Consider the following 18,957-nt stretch of genomic DNA (forward strand, 5'->3'; position numbering starts at 1 on the left):
GTGCATCAGCGGCGGAGATCAAGGGCGAATAGGTGCATGTCAAAGCGCTGATCTCCGACGGCAACGAAACCGCCGAGGAGGCCGTAGCGTTCGAAGCCCAATGATTCGTAGAGCGCAATTGCCCGCCCGTTGTCACCGCGGAGGTCGAGGGTGATGACTTCGACCCCGATGTCGCGCGCCGAGGCGACGAGGACATTCATCAGCTCCCGGCCGATACCTGCCCTCTGGGTTCGAGGATCCACTGCGACCTTCTCGATGTCGACGTGCGGTCGATGCGTCGGGCGCTGGTACCGGGTCCAGTAGGCGATGCCGACGATCGAGCCGTCACCGTCTCGGGCAATGGCCGCTCGTGCGTCTCCGGTGGCTGTGGCAGCGGCGAGCCCGCCCATGAGCTCGGCGATCTCGGCATAGCGGGGAGGGTCGACCCAGCCCAGGGCCGCTCCGCCGGCGATGAGTCGGGCGAAGACCTCAGTGATCTGTTCGATCTCCTCGCCGGAGACACCCGCAACCGACATGAGCGCGACGCTCATCCCGCGTGAGGTCTGCCCGGATATGTTCTCCGGCCCAGCTGCCGATCCGGCCTTCTCGGATGACCCAGGCATATCGACTCCCCCAATGAGATCTGTGATCGGTGCAGTTCTCGACTGCTGTCTCGATTCAAGCACGGAATCGAGGACCTCATTCCCTTGCGAGGGCTTCTCCTTGTGAGGGATTCACGAGGACAATGCCGTCGCGGAGGCACGTTCGAAAATTCTGTCGACGATATAGGCAGCGTCGCGACCGGCGCCGCCGAGGAGACCAGAGGTCAATGAGTACTGAAATGGCATCCCCATGAAGTAGAGACCCGGAATGTCGGAGACGACTCCCCTGCGGGTGACGGGAATTCCGATGTCGTCGACTTCCAGCTGTGGCAGCCAGCTCAGATCTGGACGAAACCCCGTCGCCCAGATCACCGTGTCCACAGATGGCACCGTCTCCTCGTCGGTGGCCGGCGCTCCTCCGACCGCATGTGTGATTCGCGGGAGCCGTCTGACTCCGGCCGCAGCCACCTGGGCCATCGAGATGCGAATCAGAGGTGCACCGCGTCGACCGAAGACTGCTGCAACCCTGCGGCCCGGCATAGTGGCGGTGGTGAGCAGCCGTTGCACGATGAGCCAGTAGAGTCCCCCGGCGTAGCGAAAGAGAGCATCGGGAATATGGGGCGTGGATCGACCAGCCAACAGAACTGTGTGGTCTGCCGAAAGCTCCAGTGCGATCTCCGCACCCGAGGTGCCTGCACCGACGACGAGCACGGTGCCCTCGCCGATGCTGCCCGGCCCACGGTAGTCAGCGCTGTGCATCTGCGAAATGCTCTCGTGCAGATTTCGAGAGAACTTCGGAACCTGCGGCACCGCATTGTGACCAGCGGCGCAGACGACGCTGCGGGCGTAGAGGTCCCCGGCATCTGTGCTGACCTCGAAGCCTCCTGCGACCGCAGCTACGCGGCTCACGACCACCCCGGTCCTGACAGGAAGGTTGAATCGTGAAGCGTAGTCCTCCAGATACGCGGCTATCTCGTCTTTGCCGGCGAACCCGCTCCGTCCGGCGGGACTCGGTGAACCCGGCAACGCGCTGAAGCGGCCCGGAGTGAAGAGGCGCAGAGACTCCCACCGGTTCCGCCAGGTATCGCCGATCCGTTCATGAGCATCGAGGATGGCAAGTCGCGCCGATGTGTTCCTCAGGTGATATCCGACGGCAAGCCCTGATTGGCCGGCGCCGATGACGATGATGTCGAGCTGCTCCATGGCAACCTCCTTCGACATCATTAGAATACGCTTCCAGCGACTGGATGTATATACTAATTGGCATGTCTGATCAAACAGCCAAGGCCTCGTCCCTTCGCAGTGCCCACGCCGCTCTCACTCGCAGACACATCGTCATTGCCGCCCGAGAACTGTTCATCGCCGGCGGGTATGTCACAACGTCGATCAGTGCGATCGCAGCTCGAGCCCAGGTCTCGATGCAGACGATCTACAACTCCGTTGGGAACAAGGCCGCGCTCCTGTCAGCGGTCCTCGACGCTGAGGCATCCGGACGTGAAGACCGGCTCAGCGTGCCAGAGCTCATGACGGCACGAGTCGAAGGGACGACTGCACCTGCAGAGGTCGTCGATGTCCTCGCTGATTGGTTTCTCGAGGTCAATGCTCGGACCTCCGACATCTGGACGGTGATTCATCAGGCAGCCGCGATCGACAAGGGTGCCGCACGAGTGCAGAACACACGCGATGAACAGCGCCTGCGAAACTATCGGCTCGCTGCCGCGGCGCTGCGGGAACGAGGAGCGCTGACCGACACCTCCGATGAGGAGGCGGCAGCGATGATCTGGACCATCGGCCACCCGGAGTCGTATCGGATGCTGGTGACGAACCTGTCCTGGACGCCACACGAGTATCGGGAACTCGTCCGCACAACACTGCTCGGTGCACTCGGCGTACAGTGACTGAACCGCGAGGCGACGATGACATCTGCGTATCCTCGCCGCCTCCAGAAACCGCTGGCCCTGTGCCTTCAGCGATGTGGATCACTGAAGGCGCAGGGCCAGCAGGCGTCGAAGCCGCTCAGGCTCGGGTCCCGCCCGACGGCTGTTCGAGTTCAGCGCCCTCAGTATTTTCGGCGCTCTCGCTGGCAAGGACGCTCTCTTCTGCATCCTCATCGACGGGCACATAGCCGTCGATACGGTCGGCGTCATAGCGTGCCTCGTCGAGGATGCCGTGGCGCTTCGCGACGATTGCCGGGACGAGTGCCTGTCCGGAGACGTTGAGTGCGGTGCGTCCCATGTCGACGATTGGTTCGATCGCCAGCAGCAGTCCCACACCTTCGAGCGGCAGACCGAGTGTGGACAGCGTCAGAGTCAACATGACTGTGGCGCCGGTCGTTCCCGCCGTTGCCGCCGAACCGATGACGGAGACGAAGACGATGAGGAAGTACTGGACGATCGTGAGATCGATTCCGAAGAACTGGGCCACGAACACGGCAGCGATCGCAGGGTAGATCGCAGCACATCCGTCCATCTTCGTGGTCGCGCCGAAGGGCACTGCGAAGGCCGCGTAGCTCTGGGGAACGCCGAAGTTGTCGGTGGCGACCTTCTGGGTCACCGGCATGGTGCCGATCGATGACCGGGAGACGAAGCCCATCTGGGCAGCCGGCCACACTCCGGAGAAGTACTGGCGAACGGAGAGACCGTTGAGCTTGGCCAGAGTCGGGTAGACGATGAAGAAGACAATGGCGAGTCCCACATAGACTGCGACGACGAACCACAGCAGGGAACCCATCGTCGACCAGCCGTAGGAGTTCACGGCGTTGCCGATGAGGCCCAGGGTGCCGATCGGTGCGATGCGCACGATCCACCACACAACCTTCTGCACGACCGCCAGCGCCGCCTCGGTGAACTGGAGGAAGGGTTCAGCGGCCTTGCCGACCTTGACCGCGGCGATGCCGATCGCGCCGGAGACGATGATGAGCTGAAGAATGTTGAAGTCGACTTCGGAGACCAGTCCGCCGGCCTCATCGGCGGAGGTGCCGACCTCGAGCCCGAGGAAGTTGACCGGAACGAGTCCGGTGAGGAATCCGATCCAGCTGCCTTGCGAATCGGGAGCAGAACCGCTCAACGATGTGGCATCAGCGTGCATGCCCGGCTGAATCACGACGCCGAGGATGAGTCCGATGAGAACGGCGATGAGCGCCGTGAATGCGAACCACAGGAGGGTGGAGACTGCGAGCCTGGCGGCGTTGGTGACCTTACGCAGATTGCCGATGCTGGCAATGATTGCAGTGATCACGAGCGGCACGACGGCCGCCTTGAGGAGAGTCACATAGGACGATCCGATGGTGTCCAAGGTCTGTCCGAGCCAGTTGTCCTGATCTTCGCTGACCGGGCCCCAAGAGCGGGCGACCAGTCCGAGGATCACACCCGCAATCAGGGCTATGGTGACCTGCACCCCGAATGATCGGCTCCATTTGGGCAATCTCATGCCATTCCTCTTCTTCGTCTGTTGATTTCCGGGCAAGGCTCATCTCACGAGCCGTTCACCCACAGCACAACTGTTGAGCAATCTTGGAAATTCCGCAAGTTCGAGTGAAGTGCATCTCACTGCGGTCTCGCCTGCCCGGACACATGACAACGGCGGCCACCCCGAATCGGGGTGGCCGCCGTTGTCGACGTCTCAGTGTCGGGGTGTGCCGCCTTCTTTGACGATCGGCACCTCACGCGTGATCGGCGACTCGGACACGATGCCGTATCCGGCCAACGGATCTTCCTCATTGTCCGAGGAGTCTTCGTACGCCGCAGCAACGCCCTTGGCCGCATCGCCCATCGTGTGGATGCGCAGTGCGTTTGTCGAGCCGGGAATTCCGGGAGGAGAACCGGCCACGAGGATGCTCTGATCTCCCTCGCGCGCAGTTCCATCGGCCAGCAGCACGGCATCGACCTGCCTGGCCATCTGGTCCGTGTGGCGCACGGTCTTCACGAGATAGGGTCGCACACCCCAGGTCAGAGCCAGCTGATGGCGAACCTGTGGGTCGGGAGTGAAGCCGAGGATCGGCCAAGCCGGACGCAGACGCGACATCCGGCGCACGGAGTCACCCGTCTGCGAGAACGTGCAGAGCAGGTCGATATCAAGCTGCTCGGCGATCTGGACTGCTGCTGCGGTGACGGCACCGCCCTTAGTGTGAGGAACCGTACCCAGCTGCGGAATCCGCTCCATGCCGTGTTCCTCGGTGGATTCGATGATGCGGCTCATGGTGCGAATTGCTTCGACCCAGTACTCGCCCACGGAAGTCTCTCCGGAGAGCATGAGGGCATCGGCGCCGTCGAGGACGGCATTGGCACAGTCGCTGGCCTCGGCGCGCGTCGGCCTGGCCGCATCGATCATGGTTTCGAGCATCTGCGTGGCCACGATGACGGGCTTGGCCTGCTGACGCGCGATCTCCACCGCGCGCTTCTGCACGATGGGAACCTGCTCGAGAGGCAGTTCCACGCCCAGGTCGCCGCGGGCAACCATGATTCCGTCGAAGGCGTCGATGACGGCATCGAGCTGCTCCACGGCCTGTGGCTTCTCAAGTTTTGCGATGACGGGTGCGGTGATGCCGACCTCGTCCATGACCGCTCTGACATCGTCCATGTCTTCGGGGCTGCGCACGAAGGACAGTGCCACCCAGTCGAACCCGAGGCTGAGACCCCATTTGAGGTCCTCGATGTCCTTTTCCGACAAGGCGGGGACGGAGACCGGAACGCCGGGCAGGTTGATGCCCTTGTGGTTGGAGATCGTTCCGCCGATCTCGACCTCGGTGACGACATCGGTGTCGGTGACCTCGGTGGCCCGCAGGCGCAGGCGCCCGTCGTCGATGAGCAGCGGATCGCCCACTGACACATCACCGGGAAGGGTCGACAGCGTGGTGCTCACGATCTCTGCTGTACCCGCGATGTCGCGATTGGTGATGGTGAATGTCGCACCTTCGACCAGCTCTTCTTTGCCGTTGGCGAAGTTGCCGACCCGAATCTTCGGGCCTTGCAGATCGAGCAGCAGAGCAACTGCGCGTCCGGTGTCGAGTGCTGCCTGGCGGACCCAGGCGAATTTCTCTTCGTGTTCTTCCCGCTTGCCGTGGCTGAGATTGAATCGGGCCACATCGACGCCTTCGTCGACGAGAGCGCGGATCTCTTCATAGGAGTTCTGATTCGGACCTAATGTTGCGACTATCTTTGCACGCCTCATGCACACCACCCTACCTGTACCGTGACGGGCGGCTCGAACCGCCCGTCACGTCTGTTCGTCGGAGGAGAATCACGCACATCGGTGTGCGTGATTCTCATTAAATGACACGATCTATCTTAACATTTAAAACTCCGGTCGTGTGGTCGGACCGGCTCGGGCAGCCGAGTCGACCCCGTGAGAAACCGGTCGACTTCAGCTGCCGCCGACCTTCCCTCCGCGATTGCCCAGACGATAAGCGACTGTCCACGGCCTGCGTCGCCGGCGATGAAGACCCCCGGCAGCGAGCCCGTGTAGGACTCGTCGCGGTCGAAGGCTCCGCTGTCACTGACGTCGAGGCCCAGTGCCTCCGCCTCGGGGCCGGAGAATCCGAGCGCCAGGAGAACGAGATCGGCGTCGAGCCGGTGCTCGGTCCCAGGCGTCGGGACCCGCCGACCGTCGACGAACTTGGTCTCGGCGACGTCAATCCCGATCACTTGGCCCTCGTCATCTCCGACGAACCCCGTCGTCGATGCGAGGTAGCGCCGAGTTCCGCCCTCCTCGTGGGAGGACTGAACTTCGAAGATCCGCGGAACGGTCGGCCACGGGTCGGATTCGCTGCGTTCGACCGGAGGCTGTGCCCCGATCGCCAAGGTCGTGACCGAGGCCGCCGACTGCCGCAGTGCCGTGCCCAGACAGTCCGCACCCGTATCTCCGCCGCCGATGATGATGACGTGCTTGCCTCCGGCGTCGATGTGCGCGCCGGCCGGGCCGGATCCCGGCTGCTCCCCTGCCTGGACTCGGTTCGAGGGCACAAGATAGTCCATCGCGAATTCGATCCCGTTGAGGTCGCGGCCGCCGATGCTCATGTCCCGCGGCACGGTGGCACCCGTGCACACGATGACGGCGTCGAAGCTTGACTGCAGCTCCTCAAAGCTGATGTCCCGGCCCACTTCGACCGATGTTTTGAACCGTGTGCCCTCGGCACGCATCTGGTCGAGCCGGCGGTCGATATGGTGCTTCTCGAGTTTGAAGTCGGGGATCCCATAGCGCAGCAGGCCGCCGAGGCGGTCATCACGTTCGTGGACAACCACGGTGTGCCCGGCCCGCGTCAGCTGCTGAGCGGCGGCAAGACCGGTCGGACCGGAGCCGATGACGGCGACGGTGTGCCCGGTGATTCGTTCGGGAATCACCGGCTGAATGAGTCCGGCTGCGAAGCCCTGGTCGACGATCGAGACCTCAACCTGTTTGATCGTCACGGCGGGCTGATTGATCCCGAGGACACAGGCGTTCTCACACGGTGCGGGGCAGGCGCGACCGGTGAACTCCGGAAAGTTGTTCGTCGCATGCAGCAGTTCGACGGCCCGCGGCAGCTCGCCACGGTACATCGCATCGTTGAACTCCGGAATCAGATTGCCCAGTGGGCACCCCTGGTGGCAGAAGGGCACGCCGCAGTCCATGCAGCGCGAGGCCTGCCTGCGCAGCTGCTCCGGATCGCCGGCTTCGTAGACCTCGCGGTAGTCCATGAGACGAATGGGAACCGGGCGCCGCCGGGGCAGCTCCCGCTGGTCGATGGTGAGGAATCCGTGTGGATCAGCCATTGGCGACCTCCAGAATTTTGTGCCAGGCATCGTCCGAATCCGCTGACTGTCCTGCCGCGGTGAACTCCTCCTGAACGTCTTTGACCATCGCATACGCGACGGGAATGATCTTGGTGAAGCGGGAGAGGACGTCCTCTCCTCGGCGCAGTCCGTCGAGGAGTTGAGCGGCCAAAGGTGAGCCCGTCCACTGAACGTGTTCATCCAGCAGGCGTTGGAGGACTTCCATATCGGTGATCCCCACCCCGGTGAACCGGAACACGCCGGCAGCGCGTTCCTTCGGATTGAGCTTGGCGGGGTTGAAGTCGAGGACGTAGGCCGTGCCGCCCGACATTCCGGCGGCGAAATTGCGCCCGGTGCTGCCGAGGATCATGGCAAGGCCACCGGTCATGTATTCGAGTCCGTGGTCACCGATTCCCTCGACCACCGCCTCGGCGCCGGAGTTGCGCACCATGAACCGCTCCCCGACTTGACCGGACACGAACAGCTTGCCAGCGGTCGCACCGTATCCCAGGACGTTTCCGGCGATGACGTTGTGCTCGGGTCGGGTCAGATTCTCCGTGTGCGGATGCACGCTGATGGTTCCGCCCGACAGCCCCTTGCCGACATAGTCGTTGGCGTCACCGTGCAGGTCGATGCTGACTCCGCGCGGGAGGAATGCTCCGAGGGACTGTCCGGCAGTTCCGTGCAGCTCCAACCTGATCGTGTGCTCAGGCAGCCCCGCATCCGCGTGGGCGAGCGTGACGTTGTGTCCCAGCAGCGTGCCGACGCTGCGGTCGGTGTTCTCGATCGCCGAGGTGATCGTGGCCGCGGTGCCGGACTCGATCGCGTCCCCGGCCTCGGCCAGCAGACGCAGGTCGAGTTCGCCCGCGAAGTCGCGGTTGACTTCGGTGGTGCATTTGCGGGCCACTGCGGTGTTTCCATGGACGTCCTCGGGCACGGTGAGGATCGATGCCAGGTCGAGGTTGAGGCCCGAGGCCTCGGCGCGCTTCTCATCGATGCGCAGTCTCTCGACCGCACCGATGGCCTCATCGAGTGAGCGCAGGCCCAGCTGTGCGAGGTAGCCGCGCACCTCCTCGGCGATGAAGGTGAAGAAGTTCACGACATGATCGGCCTGGCCGTGGAAGCGTTCACGCAGCTTCGGATTCTGAGTGGCGACGCCGACGGGACACGTGTCCTTGTGGCACACACGCATCATGATGCAGCCGGAGACCACGAGAGCAGTGGTCGCGAACCCGAACTCCTCGCCGCCGAGCAGGGCGGCGATGATGACGTCGCGGCCGGTCTTGAGCTGGCCGTCGACCTGGACGCTGACCTTCTCGCGCAACCCGTTGAGCACCAGGGTCTGTTGTGCCTCGGCCAGTCCGAGCTCCCACGGTGTGCCGGCGTGCTTGAGGGAGTTGAGGGGGCTGGCGCCCGTGCCTCCATCATGGCCGGAGATGAGGACGACGTCTGCTCCAGCCTTGGCGACCCCCGCGGCCACCGTGCCGACGCCGATTCCGGAGACGAGCTTGACGTGCACGCGGGCTCGAGCATTCGCGCGACCGAGGTCGTGGATGAGCTGAGCGAGGTCCTCGATCGAATAGATGTCGTGGTGCGGCGGCGGGGAGATCAGTCCCACGCCTGGGGTGGCATGGCGGGTCTTGGCGATCCACGGGTAGACCTTGGTTCCGGGAAGCTGACCGCCTTCCCCTGGTTTCGCGCCCTGGGCCATCTTGATCTGCAGATCATCGGCCTGGGTCAGATAGTGACTGGTCACTCCGAAGCGTCCGCTGGCGATCTGCTTGATCGCCGAGCGTCGTTCGGGATCGATGAGTCTCTCCGTGTCCTCTCCGCCCTCGCCGGTGTTGGACTTCCCGCCGATGCGGTTCATGGCGATGGCCAGAGTCTCGTGCGCTTCCTGGGACAGGGAGCCGTAGCTCATGGCACCGGTCGAGAAGCGTTTCATGATCTCGCTCGCCGGCTCCACCTCGGCGATGTCGATCGGCCCAGACTCCGTCGGTACGAGATCGAAGAGGCCACGGAGGGTCATGAGCTCACGTGACTGTTCGTTCACGGCCTGCGTGTACTCGCCGAAGATGTCGAAGCGGCCGGTGGCGGTGGAGTGCTGGAGCTTGAAGATCGTCTCCGGGTTGAACAGGTGGCCCGGTCCTTCCCTGCGCCATTGGTATTCGCCGCCGACCAGCAGATTCCGGTGCGAGGGACGAGGATGATCGTCACGGTAGGCATGAGCATGCCGAGCAGTCGACTCCGCGGTGATCTCACGGATTCCCTTACCGCCGAGCTGGTGCGGGGTGGAGGTGAAGTACTCGTCGATGAACTCATCCGACAGTCCGAGAGCCTCGAAGGTCTGCGCACCGTGGTAGGACTGAACGGTCGAGATCCCCATCTTCGACATGATCTTGAGCAGACCTTTATTCAGCGCTGTGAGCACATTTGCCACGGCCGCCGATTCGCTGATGCCGCGGATCCTGTCCGAACGGACGAGGGCCTCGGCGGATTCCATCACGAGATAGGGGTTGACCGCGGAGGCTCCGAAGGCCACGAGTGTGGCCACGTGGTGGACCTCGCGGACATCACCGGCCTCGACGATGATGGACACGCGGGTCCGTGAACGCTCGCGCACCAGGTGATGGTGAAGAGCCGAGGTCAGCAGCAGCGAGGGAATCGGTGCCAGGTCTGCGGTCGAGTCCCTGTCGCTGAGGATGATGAACACGGCTCCGGTGGCGACGGCCGCGCTGGCCTCCCGGCACAGTGCTTCAAGTCGCTTCGCCATGGCGTCGGGTCCGGCATTGACCGAGTACAGACCGGCCAGTGTCACGCTGGGTCGACCATTGTCGACGCCGAGGTGGTGGCCTTGGACATGTGCGATCGCCGTGAGCTCGTCGTTGTCGATGACCGGCTGATCGAGGAGGATATGCGCGGAGTCCGGCTGGGCGAACTGCAGAAGGTTGCCTTCGCGCCCGATGCCTGAGGACATGCTGGTGACGATATCCTCGCGGATGGAGTCCAGCGGCGGGTTCGTCACCTGCGCGAAGTTCTGATGGAAGTAGTCGAAGAGCAGTCTCGGCCGTTGGCTCAGTGCCGCGATGGCCGTATCCGTTCCCATGGCTCCCAGAGGTTCGGCCCCGGTCTCGGCCATCGGTGAGATGAGGATGCGCAGCTCTTCCTCGGTGTAGCCGAAGGTGCGCTGACGCCTGCGCACCGAGGCCTGAGGGTGGGTGACGTGGATCCGGGTGGGCAGGTCCGCGAGGCGACGCGAACAGCTCTTGACCCATTCCTCATAGGGGTATTCGGTGGCGAGCTGGTTCTTGATCTCCGTATCGGAGATGATCCGTTCGGATTCGGTGTCGACGAGGAACATGCGTCCCGGTGTCAGTCGACCGCGGGCGACGATATCGGCCTCTGGCAGGTCGACGACACCGATCTCACTGGCCAGAACCACGGTGTCTGAGGTCATGACGTAGCGTGCGGGCCGCAGACCATTGCGGTCGAGGACAGCCCCGGCCAGCTTTCCGTCGGTGAATGCCACGCAGGCGGGTCCGTCCCATGGCTCCATCAGCAGGGAGTGATATTCGTAGAAGGCCTTGCGGGACTCCCCCATGCCGGGGTTGTTCTCCCAGGCTTCCGGAATCATCATCAGCATTGCCTGCGGCAGGGACCTGCCCGAGGCGACCATGAGTTCGAGCACCGAATTGAAAGACGCAGAGTCAGAGGCGCCGGGAGGCACGATCGGGCACAGCCGGTCAATGCTCTCCGAGGTGCCGGGCACCGGGGAGACGAGCAGCTCGGAGGCCAGCTTGGATTCCCTGGCCTGCATCCAGTTGCGGTTTCCGCGCACCGTGTTGATCTCGCCGTTGTGCGCGATTGTGCCGAAGGGCTGTGCGAGTTGCCAGGACGGGAAGGTGTTTGTCGAGAACCGTGAGTGGACGAGTGCGATGCGTGAGGTCACTCGCTCGTCGAGGAGTTCGGTGTAGAAGGCCGAGAGCTGACCTGTCGAGAGCATGCCCTTATAGGTGATGGTGCCCTGGTTGAGCGAAGGGAAGTAGAGCCCGGCATGGTCAAGGCGCTTCCTCACGATGTAGGACCTGCGGTTGAGGTCCTGTGCGTCCCGCAGCGGGTACCGCTCGTCGCCGATGAGGAAGAGCTGGCGCATGCGCGGCATGGTGGAGCGTGCGGTCTCGCCGAGCACGCTCGCATCGTGCGGGACATCGCGGTAGGCGAGGACCTTCAGGCCCTCCTCGGCGGCGATGCGCTCGACGAGCTCTTCCTGATCTGCTGGCGAGTCAACTGCTCCGCCGGTACCCGGCGCCTCCCGATCGTCTGTGGGAAAGGCTTCGTCGGGAATGAGATCCTGGCGGTAGTCCTGGGCGAAGAACCCGATGCCCGCGGCGTAGGTGCCAGGGTCGGGAAGTTCGACGCGATCGGCGCGCAGCACCTCGGCGAAGTAATCGTGGGGAATCTGCAGGGTGATCCCGGCGCCATCCCCGGTGCCTTCGTCGGAGCCGATGCCGCCTCGGTGTTCGAGCTTGCGCAGTGCCGTCAGGGCCTGCTCGACGACCTCATGGTCAGCCGGGCCGCGGTAACGGACGATGAGCGCGAGTCCGCAGGCGTCATGCTCAAGAGCGGGATCGTAGAGTCCGGCACGGACTGGTTGGCGCGGAGCTTTCGGGGTCGTTGAATGTTCACTGTACATCGCTGCCTTCACGGGGTGTAGGAGTTTACGTTAAAGACGGCGCTGTCCCTAGCTGTTTACGCGGTGCCCTTCGAAGATCGTCCTCAGACACAGATGTGACGTGGTTCTCACAGTCGGTTTTCCAACTTACACCACGCAGCAGCCCCGAATGTCACAGAAAAAGGACCATAAAACGAACCAAAAAACCTCAGTCGTCGGTCGTCGACCCGCCGTTGCCCCTGGAACGCCGCTTCACGTCGGGGGTGATGGAGATCGCCGAGGTGACGGCTCCATAGGACCCGAAGGTGTGATCACCGTCGGCAGCCTGCGAAGTATCGTTCGTCGCCCGAGTGATCTTTCGGGCGCGCCGAATGAGGCGGACGATGATGATGGAGACGATGACGAGCACCACCAGCAGCGCAACAGCCCACAGAGCCCATACCGGGATCGCGAGGGGGCCGAGGCGAAGTGCAGCATCGGAGGTGAGCAGCTCGGTCAGGCTCATGCACAGCCCTCAGCGAGCTCAGCAGCCAGAGTCGCGATACCGCTGACTCCGTCGCTGTCGAGAGCGCGCACGAGGGCAGAACCGACGATGACACCGTCAGCGTAGTCAGCAACCTCGGCAGCCTGTTCGCGCGTCGAAACTCCGAGCCCGACGCAGGCATGCGGGGCTCCGGCGTCCTTCAGACGTGTGACGAGCTCGCGAGCATGGTTGTCGACCTCGGAGCGGACTCCGGTCACTCCCATCGTCGAGGCGGCGTAGACGAATCCGCGGCTCGCGTCGACGATCGTGGACAGGCGTTCGGGTGTTGAGGAAGGAGCGGCGAGGAAGATGCGGTCAAGATCGTACTCATCAGAAGCGGAAGTCCATTCCGCTGCCTCGTCTGGGATGAGGTCCGGGGTGATGATGCCGCCACCGCCGGCGGAGTCCAGATCTCGGGCGAATGCGCTCACACCGTACTGCAGCACCAGGTTCCAGTAGCTCATGACGACGGCAGTGCCGCCGGCTTCTGCAACGGCTGCGACGGCGGTGAAGATGTCAGAGGTGCGTACCCCGGCGTTCAGCCCCTGCTCGGCGGCACGCTGGATGACGGGTCCGTCCATGCCCGGATCCGAGTACGGCATGCCCACTTCGACGATGTCGACGCCGGACTTCACGAGTTCGACCATGGCTTCGATAGAGCCCTCGACCGAGGGGAAGCCGACGGGGAGATACCCGATCAGCGCAGCCTTGCGGCCGACCTGAGCGACTGCGTCGAGGGTGGTACCGGTTCGGGGTCCTGAGCTCGTCATACCTGCACAGCTCCTTCGTCGAAGTAGTTGAACCATTTGGCTGCGGTCGTCATGTCCTTGTCGCCGCGCCCGGAGAGGTTGACGAGCAGAACCGCGTCGCTGCCGAGTTTCTGTCCCACCCGCATGGCACCAGCCAGCGCGTGGGCGGATTCGATCGCGGGAATGATGCCCTCGGTGCGCGACAGCAGCTGCATGGCTTCCATCGCCTCTTCATCGACGACGGGTTCGTAGGTCACGCGTTCGGAATCGTGCAGGTAGGAGTGCTCTGGTCCGACCGAGGGGTAATCGAGGCCGGCCGAGATCGAGTGGGAGCCTCGGGTCTGCCCGTCCTCGTCCTGCAGGATGTAGGTGGCGGAGCCGTGGAGGACTCCAGGGCGTCCACCAGAGAATCGTGCCGCGTGGCGGCCGCTGTCGACGCCTTCTCCTCCGGCCTCGAAGCCGAAGATCTGAACATCTTTGTCGGCAAGGAATGCGGCGAAGATGCCCATGGCGTTCGATCCGCCGCCGACGCAGGCGCAGACAGCGTCGGGCAGTCGTCCGACGGCGTTGCGTATCTGTTCGCGTGCCTCGATGCCGATGACGTCCTGGAAGGAGCGAACCATGGCCGGGAAGGGGTGTGGGCCTGCGACGGTGCCGATGATGTAGTGCGTGTTCTCTACGTTGGCGACCCAGTCGCGCATCGCTTCGTTCATTGCGTCTTTGAGCGTCTTGGTGCCGTTGGACACGGAGTTGACCTTCGCTCCCAGCAGCCGCATCCGGGCGACGTTGAGTGCCTGCCGCTGAGTGTCTTCCTCGCCCATGTAGACCTCGCACTCCATGTCGAGGAGGGCTGCTGCTGTGGCTGTGGCAACACCGTGCTGTCCGGCTCCGGTCTCAGCGATGACGCGAGTCTTGCCCATGCGCTTGGCCAGCAGAGCCTGTCCCAGAGCGTTGTTGATCTTATGGCTGCCGGTGTGGTTGAGGTCTTCTCGCTTGAGGAAGATCCTCGCGCCGCCGCAGTGCGCGGCGAATCGGGTGGCCTCGGTGAGCAGGCTGGGACGGCCGATGTAGTTCTTCTGCAGGTCCAGCAGCTCTTCGGTGAACGCCGGATCCACCTGGGATTTGCGCCAAGTCTCTTCGATCTCGTCGAGTGCGGGGATCAGCGCTTCTGGGAAGAACCTGCCTCCGTACGAACCGAAGTAGGGTCCGTTCTCCTGGCTCAAATCGGTCATTGCAGTCCTTCGCGGTTCGAATTGGTGGTCGGGTGGGTCAAGACTGGAGACTGTTCGCCGCCCGGCGCTCCCGCCCGGTCGCGGTGTAGTCGGCCACAGCCGACTTCGCGTCGCCTCCGGTGACGAGTGCTTCGCCGACGAGCACAAGATCGGCTCCGGCTCCGGCGTAGGTCTCCACGTCTTCGGGACCGGTGACCCCGGACTCCGCTACCAGAGTGCAGTTCGCGGGGGCGAGATCTGCCAGCGGCGCGAAGCGATTCGTGTCGACGCTGAGATCCTTGAGGTTGCGGGTGTTGATGCCGATCAGCGGGGCATCGAGTTCTGCCGCGATGGCCAGCTCTTCGGCATTGTGCGTCTCGACGAGAGCCGTCATGCCCAGTTCGTGGGCAAGGGCGTGGAACTCGTGGAGCTGTTCGACCTCGAGTGCGGCGACGATGAGGAGAACGAGGTCGGCACCGTGGGCGCGGGCTTCATGGAACTGGTATTCCTCGACCATGAAGTCCTTGCGCAGGACGGGGATGTCGACTGCAGCTCGAACGGAGTCGAGGTCCTCCAGGCTGCCGGAGAAGCGCCGCCCTTCGGTGAGCACGCTGATAGCTCGCGCTCCCCCGGCGGCGTAGAGGCCGGCCAGGGTTCCAGGATCAGGAATGTGGGCGAGGTCCCCGCGGGAAGGGGAACGTCGCTTCACCTCGGCGATGACACCGAAATCGGCTTCTAGATCGAACGAACGCGCGGGCTGGGCCTCACGCGCACGGTCAATGACATCTGCCAGTGGAATCTGTCTCCGACGTTCGGCGAGGTCTTCGCGTACGCCGGCGACGATGTCGTCGAGAACTGTCATTTGCTCTTCGGCTTGTTTCCCAGGCCGACGGCACGCAGGATGATGCCCACGATGAGGCCGAGTACGACGACTCCGACGCCGACGTAGGTGATCATCGCGGTGTGAATCGTGAAGCCGACGCAGCCGATGGTGACACCGATCAGGATGATGATGACTCCGGTCCAGCCGGCCACGGAGTTTCCGTGTCCTGGGTCGGCGATGGCGGCATAGTCGATCGTCGATTTGTCGAGATCGGTTGCGCCGTTACGAGCGACGGTTTGCGACATGGTGCTCCTTAGAGATGCAGGCGTGGCACGCGTGAAAACTTGTTGCATCCATTGTGACACGCTTCGAGTTGGGTCGAGACACCGACCCGGTTACGAGGTCATTTCGATTCATCGTCGGCCCCACCAGCCGCGGAGTCGGGATCGTCTCCGCGGGAGAGGGCGTCCCAAGTTGCGGCCGGGTCGAACTCTTCGCCTCCGGCTTCCGCGGTCCGGGCATACCGGTTCGAGTTCGTCCAGCTCGCCGAGGAGAAGGCGACGTAGACGATGACGATGAGCGCGATGGCCGCCGCGCACAGCCCCACGATCGGCCATGCGGTGGCGCCGGGCGATGATACGGACTGCAGTGCGGTGATGCCGTAGCCGACCGCGGCCAGACTGGCGAAGCCGAGGACGACGAATCGTCCGATCTTGCCCAGCATGGCGGAGAGCAGTCCGGTGACGGCGATGATTGCCACGCAGGCGGTGGCGACCGGCGATGCCTGGGAACTCGTGTCCTCTGAGACGTCGGCCACACCGGCTGGTCCGAGCGTGTCACCGGTGACCCCGGCCTGCCAGGAGGCGAGGCTGATCGCCCACAGGGCTCCCGCAAGGATGAGGACGAGGAGGACACCGCGTGTTTTCGTCATATCAGGTCCATTCCTCGCTCGGCTCCCCGAGCTTCGTCACCGCGCTGGCTGCCGATGCTGCACCCAACACGGCGGCCGCCTTGTTCTGTGATTCCTGATATTCGGTTTCGGGCACCGAATCTGCGACGAGTCCACCGCCGGCGTAGACGCTCATGACCGAGTCACGGAGGACGCCGGTGCGGATGGCGATCGCCAGATCGAGGTCTCCGGTGAATGACATATAGCCGACGACTCCCCCGTAGATTCCACGGCCGATGCTTTCCAGTTCGTCGATGATCTGCAGAGCACGGGGCTTGGGCGCCCCGGAGAGAGTGCCCGCGGGGAACGTGGCCCGAAGCACGTCCACGGCCCCTTTGCCCGGCGCGAGCTCTCCGCGCACGGTTGATGAGATGTGCATGATGTGGCTGTAGCGCACAATGTCCATGAATTCGCTGACATCGACGGTCCCCGCCTGGCAGACCTTCGCCAGGTCGTTGCGGGCAAGGTCGACGAGCATCAGGTGTTCAGCCAGTTCCTTCTCATCGTTGATGAGGTCTCTGGCCAGGGCCGAGTCCTCTTCCGTGGTGGCGCCCCGAGGGCGGGATCCCGCGATCGGATGGGTGACGACGTCACCGGAGCGGACCGTGACGAGAGCCTCCGGTGAGGAACCGATGATGCTGGCAGGCTGACCTTGGTCATCGTGGAGGTTGAGCAGGTACATGAATGGGCTGGGGTTCGAGTGGCGCAGCATCCGGTAGACCGTCAGCGGGTCGGCGGTGCACTCGGTGTCGAAGCGCTGTCCGAGCACGACCTGGAAGATCTCACCGTCGACGATTTCGCGCTTGGCCCGTTCCACATTGTCAAGGTAGACCTGCGGGTCGGTGCGTGTCGACACCTGAGGCGGGATGAAGTGAGTGCTTGAGATCTCGGCGTCGACGGGTTTGGTGATCCTGGCCAGCATCGCTTCGATCCGGTTGACACCCGCGTGGTAGGCCTCGTCGATGCCGGTGTCGGCACCGTTGACGTTGAAGACGTTGGCCACGAGAGTCAGCGTCCCCGAGTAGTGATCGTAGACCGCGATGTCGCCGGGGATCATCAGCTGCACTGTCGGCAGATGGTGTTCATTGGCCGGTGCTGGGCCGAGCTTTTCGAACTGGCGGACGATGTCCCAACCGAAATAGCCGACGAAGCTTGAGACCATGGGCGCCAGCACTGACTCGGTCTCGTCGACGGCGAGCAGTTCCAAGGTCGCGGTCACTGCATCGAGAACGCTGCCTTCGGCGGGGATGCCTACCGGTGGTGTGCCTTCCCAGCGGAAGCTCTCGCCCTCGGAGATCAGAGTGGCCACGGGAGCGGAGCCGATGAATGAGTAGCGTGCCCAGGCTCCGGACACGGCCGACTCGAAGAGAAAGCTGCCGGGTCCGCCGTCGGTGAGCTTGCGGTAGAGACTCAAAGGAGTCTCCGTGTCGGCAAGCACCTCCGCGTGGACAGGTACCAGGCGGTGGTCGGCGCCCGAGGCTCGAAATTCTTCGAGGCTGGGACGGATCGTCAGCCCGGTCTCGGTCATCGAAGTCGTCGTCGAAGTCTCAGTTGGCACTGATGGTCCTTCCGGTGAAGCACGTCGGAGTCAGAGTATGGCATGCAGGCCCGGTCTGTTCGACCTCCATGAGCAGTGCGTCTGCGTCGCAGTCAAGGCTCAGGGAGGCCACCTTCTGCGTGTTCCCCGAGGTCTCGCCCTTGACCCAGTATTCCTGCCTGGACCGCGACCAGTACACGGCGGCGCCGGTGCTCAGGGTGCGCTCGATGGCTTCCACATCCATCCAGGCCATCATCAGCACCTCGCGGGTGTTGACCTCCTGGACGATGACGGGAATGAGCCCGTCGGAGTTGAGAGTGATCAGTTCGCGCCAGTTCTCCGGGGTCGCGTCGATCTGCGTGGTGGTCTCGTGTGTGCTCATCGGACTTCGATTCCTTCGTTCCGGAGTGCGTCCTTGACCTCGGCGATGCTCAGAGTTCCGAAGTGGAAGACGCTCGCGGCCAGCAGTGCGTCGGCTCCCGCGGCTACGGCAGGGGCAAAGTGCTCGACCCGTCCAGCTCCCCCGGAGGCGATGAGCGGAACGTCGACGGCTGTCCGTGCGGCAGCGATGAGTTCGAGGTCGAAGCCGTCGCGAGTGCCGTCTGCGTCGATGGAGTTGAGCAGAATCTCACCCACACCACGCTCGGCGGCCTCCGTGATCCAGTCGATCGCGCAGCGACCCGTTCCCTCTCTGCCGCCGCGGGTGGTGACTTCGAAGCCGGAGGGTGTCTGCGTCCCCTGTGTGCGTCTCGCGTCGAGGGACAGGACGAGGACCTGGTTGCCGAAATGATGGGCGATATCGCTGATGAGCTGCGGGTTCGCGACCGCCGAGGTGTTGACCGAGACCTTGTCGGCCCCATCACGCAGCAGCCGGTCGACGTCGGAGACGCTGCGGATGCCGCCGCCGACGGTCAGCGGGATGAAGACCTCTTCGGCGCAGGAGCGGACGATATCGTGAACCGTCTCCCGGTTGCCGCTGCTGGCGGTGACGTCGAGGAATGTCAGCTCGTCTGCTCCCGATTCCCCGTAGCGTCGGGCCAGTTCGACCGGATCGCCGGCGTCTTTGAGGTCGGCGAACTTCACTCCCTTGACGACGCGTCCTTCGTCGACGTCCAGGCACGGAATGACTCTGATGGCAACCATATGACTCTCCTAGATTCCCGATC

At 63.7% G+C, this 18,957-nt stretch carries 16 protein-coding genes; 1 reads left to right on the forward strand and 15 read right to left on the reverse strand.

The window, feature by feature from the left end; genetic code table 11:
- Window positions 1–5: 5 nt before the first annotated feature.
- Window positions 6–602, reverse strand: coding sequence for a GNAT family N-acetyltransferase (locus tag LQ788_RS11325; protein WP_231441043.1), 597 nt, complete (start codon window positions 600–602; stop codon window positions 6–8).
- 111 nt (window positions 603–713) lie between these two features.
- Window positions 714–1,784: a flavin-containing monooxygenase gene (locus tag LQ788_RS11330; RefSeq protein ID WP_231441045.1), complete on the reverse strand. Its 1,071-nt coding sequence runs from the start codon at window positions 1,782–1,784 to the stop codon at window positions 714–716.
- A 62-nt stretch (window positions 1,785–1,846) separates the two neighbouring features.
- Here LQ788_RS11330 and LQ788_RS11335 point away from each other — a divergent pair, with 62 nt between their 5' ends.
- The gene (locus LQ788_RS11335; protein ID WP_231441047.1) at window positions 1,847–2,479 is read left to right on the forward strand and encodes a TetR/AcrR family transcriptional regulator; all 633 of its coding nucleotides are present in this window, start codon (window positions 1,847–1,849) and stop codon (window positions 2,477–2,479) included.
- Window positions 2,480–2,597: 118 nt separating this feature from the next.
- Here LQ788_RS11335 and LQ788_RS11340 read toward each other — a convergent pair whose 3' ends face one another.
- The 13 genes from LQ788_RS11340 to hisF all read right to left on the reverse strand — a co-directional run bounded on the left by LQ788_RS11340 (window position 2,598) and on the right by hisF (window position 18,934).
- A complete protein-coding gene (locus LQ788_RS11340; protein WP_231441049.1) occupies window positions 2,598–4,010 on the reverse strand; it encodes a dicarboxylate/amino acid:cation symporter in 1,413 nt (470 codons plus the stop codon).
- 192 nt (window positions 4,011–4,202) lie between these two features.
- Window positions 4,203–5,750, reverse strand: coding sequence for a pyruvate kinase (gene pyk / locus LQ788_RS11345; RefSeq protein ID WP_231441051.1), 1,548 nt, complete (start codon window positions 5,748–5,750; stop codon window positions 4,203–4,205).
- Between the two features lie 116 nt (window positions 5,751–5,866).
- Window positions 5,867–7,327 (reverse strand): glutamate synthase subunit beta, encoded by a 1,461-nt coding sequence (locus LQ788_RS11350; protein WP_231441053.1) that lies wholly within the window; start codon window positions 7,325–7,327, stop codon window positions 5,867–5,869.
- Window positions 7,320–12,020: a glutamate synthase large subunit gene (gene gltB, locus LQ788_RS11355; protein WP_231441055.1), complete on the reverse strand. Its 4,701-nt coding sequence runs from the start codon at window positions 12,018–12,020 to the stop codon at window positions 7,320–7,322. Before gltB ends, LQ788_RS11350 begins: the two co-directional genes overlap by 8 nt.
- 187 nt (window positions 12,021–12,207) lie before the next feature.
- Complete coding sequence (locus LQ788_RS11360) at window positions 12,208–12,504, reverse strand: hypothetical protein (RefSeq protein WP_231441057.1); 297 nt, start codon at window positions 12,502–12,504, stop codon at window positions 12,208–12,210.
- Window positions 12,501–13,292 (reverse strand): tryptophan synthase subunit alpha, encoded by a 792-nt coding sequence (gene trpA, locus LQ788_RS11365; RefSeq protein WP_231441059.1) that lies wholly within the window; start codon window positions 13,290–13,292, stop codon window positions 12,501–12,503. Before trpA ends, LQ788_RS11360 begins: the two co-directional genes overlap by 4 nt.
- On the reverse strand, window positions 13,289–14,503 hold the full coding sequence (gene trpB / locus LQ788_RS11370; RefSeq protein WP_231441061.1) for a tryptophan synthase subunit beta: 1,215 nt from the start codon (window positions 14,501–14,503) through the stop codon (window positions 13,289–13,291). The genes trpA and trpB overlap by 4 nt, the downstream gene beginning before the upstream one ends.
- A 37-nt stretch (window positions 14,504–14,540) precedes the next feature.
- On the reverse strand, window positions 14,541–15,344 hold the full coding sequence (trpC, locus tag LQ788_RS11375; RefSeq protein WP_231441064.1) for an indole-3-glycerol phosphate synthase TrpC: 804 nt from the start codon (window positions 15,342–15,344) through the stop codon (window positions 14,541–14,543).
- Window positions 15,341–15,610, reverse strand: coding sequence for an HGxxPAAW family protein (locus LQ788_RS11380; protein ID WP_231441066.1), 270 nt, complete (start codon window positions 15,608–15,610; stop codon window positions 15,341–15,343). Before LQ788_RS11380 ends, trpC begins: the two co-directional genes overlap by 4 nt.
- Before the next feature lie 98 nt (window positions 15,611–15,708).
- Entirely contained in the window at window positions 15,709–16,236 is a 528-nt protein-coding gene (locus tag LQ788_RS11385) for a Trp biosynthesis-associated membrane protein (protein WP_231441068.1), read from the reverse strand.
- 1 nt (window position 16,237) lies between these two features.
- Window positions 16,238–17,782: an anthranilate synthase component I gene (gene trpE, locus LQ788_RS11390; protein WP_275901879.1), complete on the reverse strand. Its 1,545-nt coding sequence runs from the start codon at window positions 17,780–17,782 to the stop codon at window positions 16,238–16,240.
- Between the two features lie 19 nt (window positions 17,783–17,801).
- A complete protein-coding gene (gene hisI / locus LQ788_RS11395) occupies window positions 17,802–18,173 on the reverse strand; it encodes a phosphoribosyl-AMP cyclohydrolase (protein ID WP_009881404.1) in 372 nt (123 codons plus the stop codon).
- The gene (gene hisF / locus LQ788_RS11400; RefSeq protein WP_231441072.1) at window positions 18,170–18,934 is read right to left on the reverse strand and encodes an imidazole glycerol phosphate synthase subunit HisF; all 765 of its coding nucleotides are present in this window, start codon (window positions 18,932–18,934) and stop codon (window positions 18,170–18,172) included. Before hisF ends, hisI begins: the two co-directional genes overlap by 4 nt.
- Between the last annotated feature and the right edge of the window lie 23 nt (window positions 18,935–18,957).

Origin of the sequence: Brevibacterium zhoupengii, assembly GCF_021117425.1 — a bacterium.
Taxonomy (GTDB): domain Bacteria; phylum Actinomycetota; class Actinomycetes; order Actinomycetales; family Brevibacteriaceae; genus Brevibacterium; species Brevibacterium zhoupengii.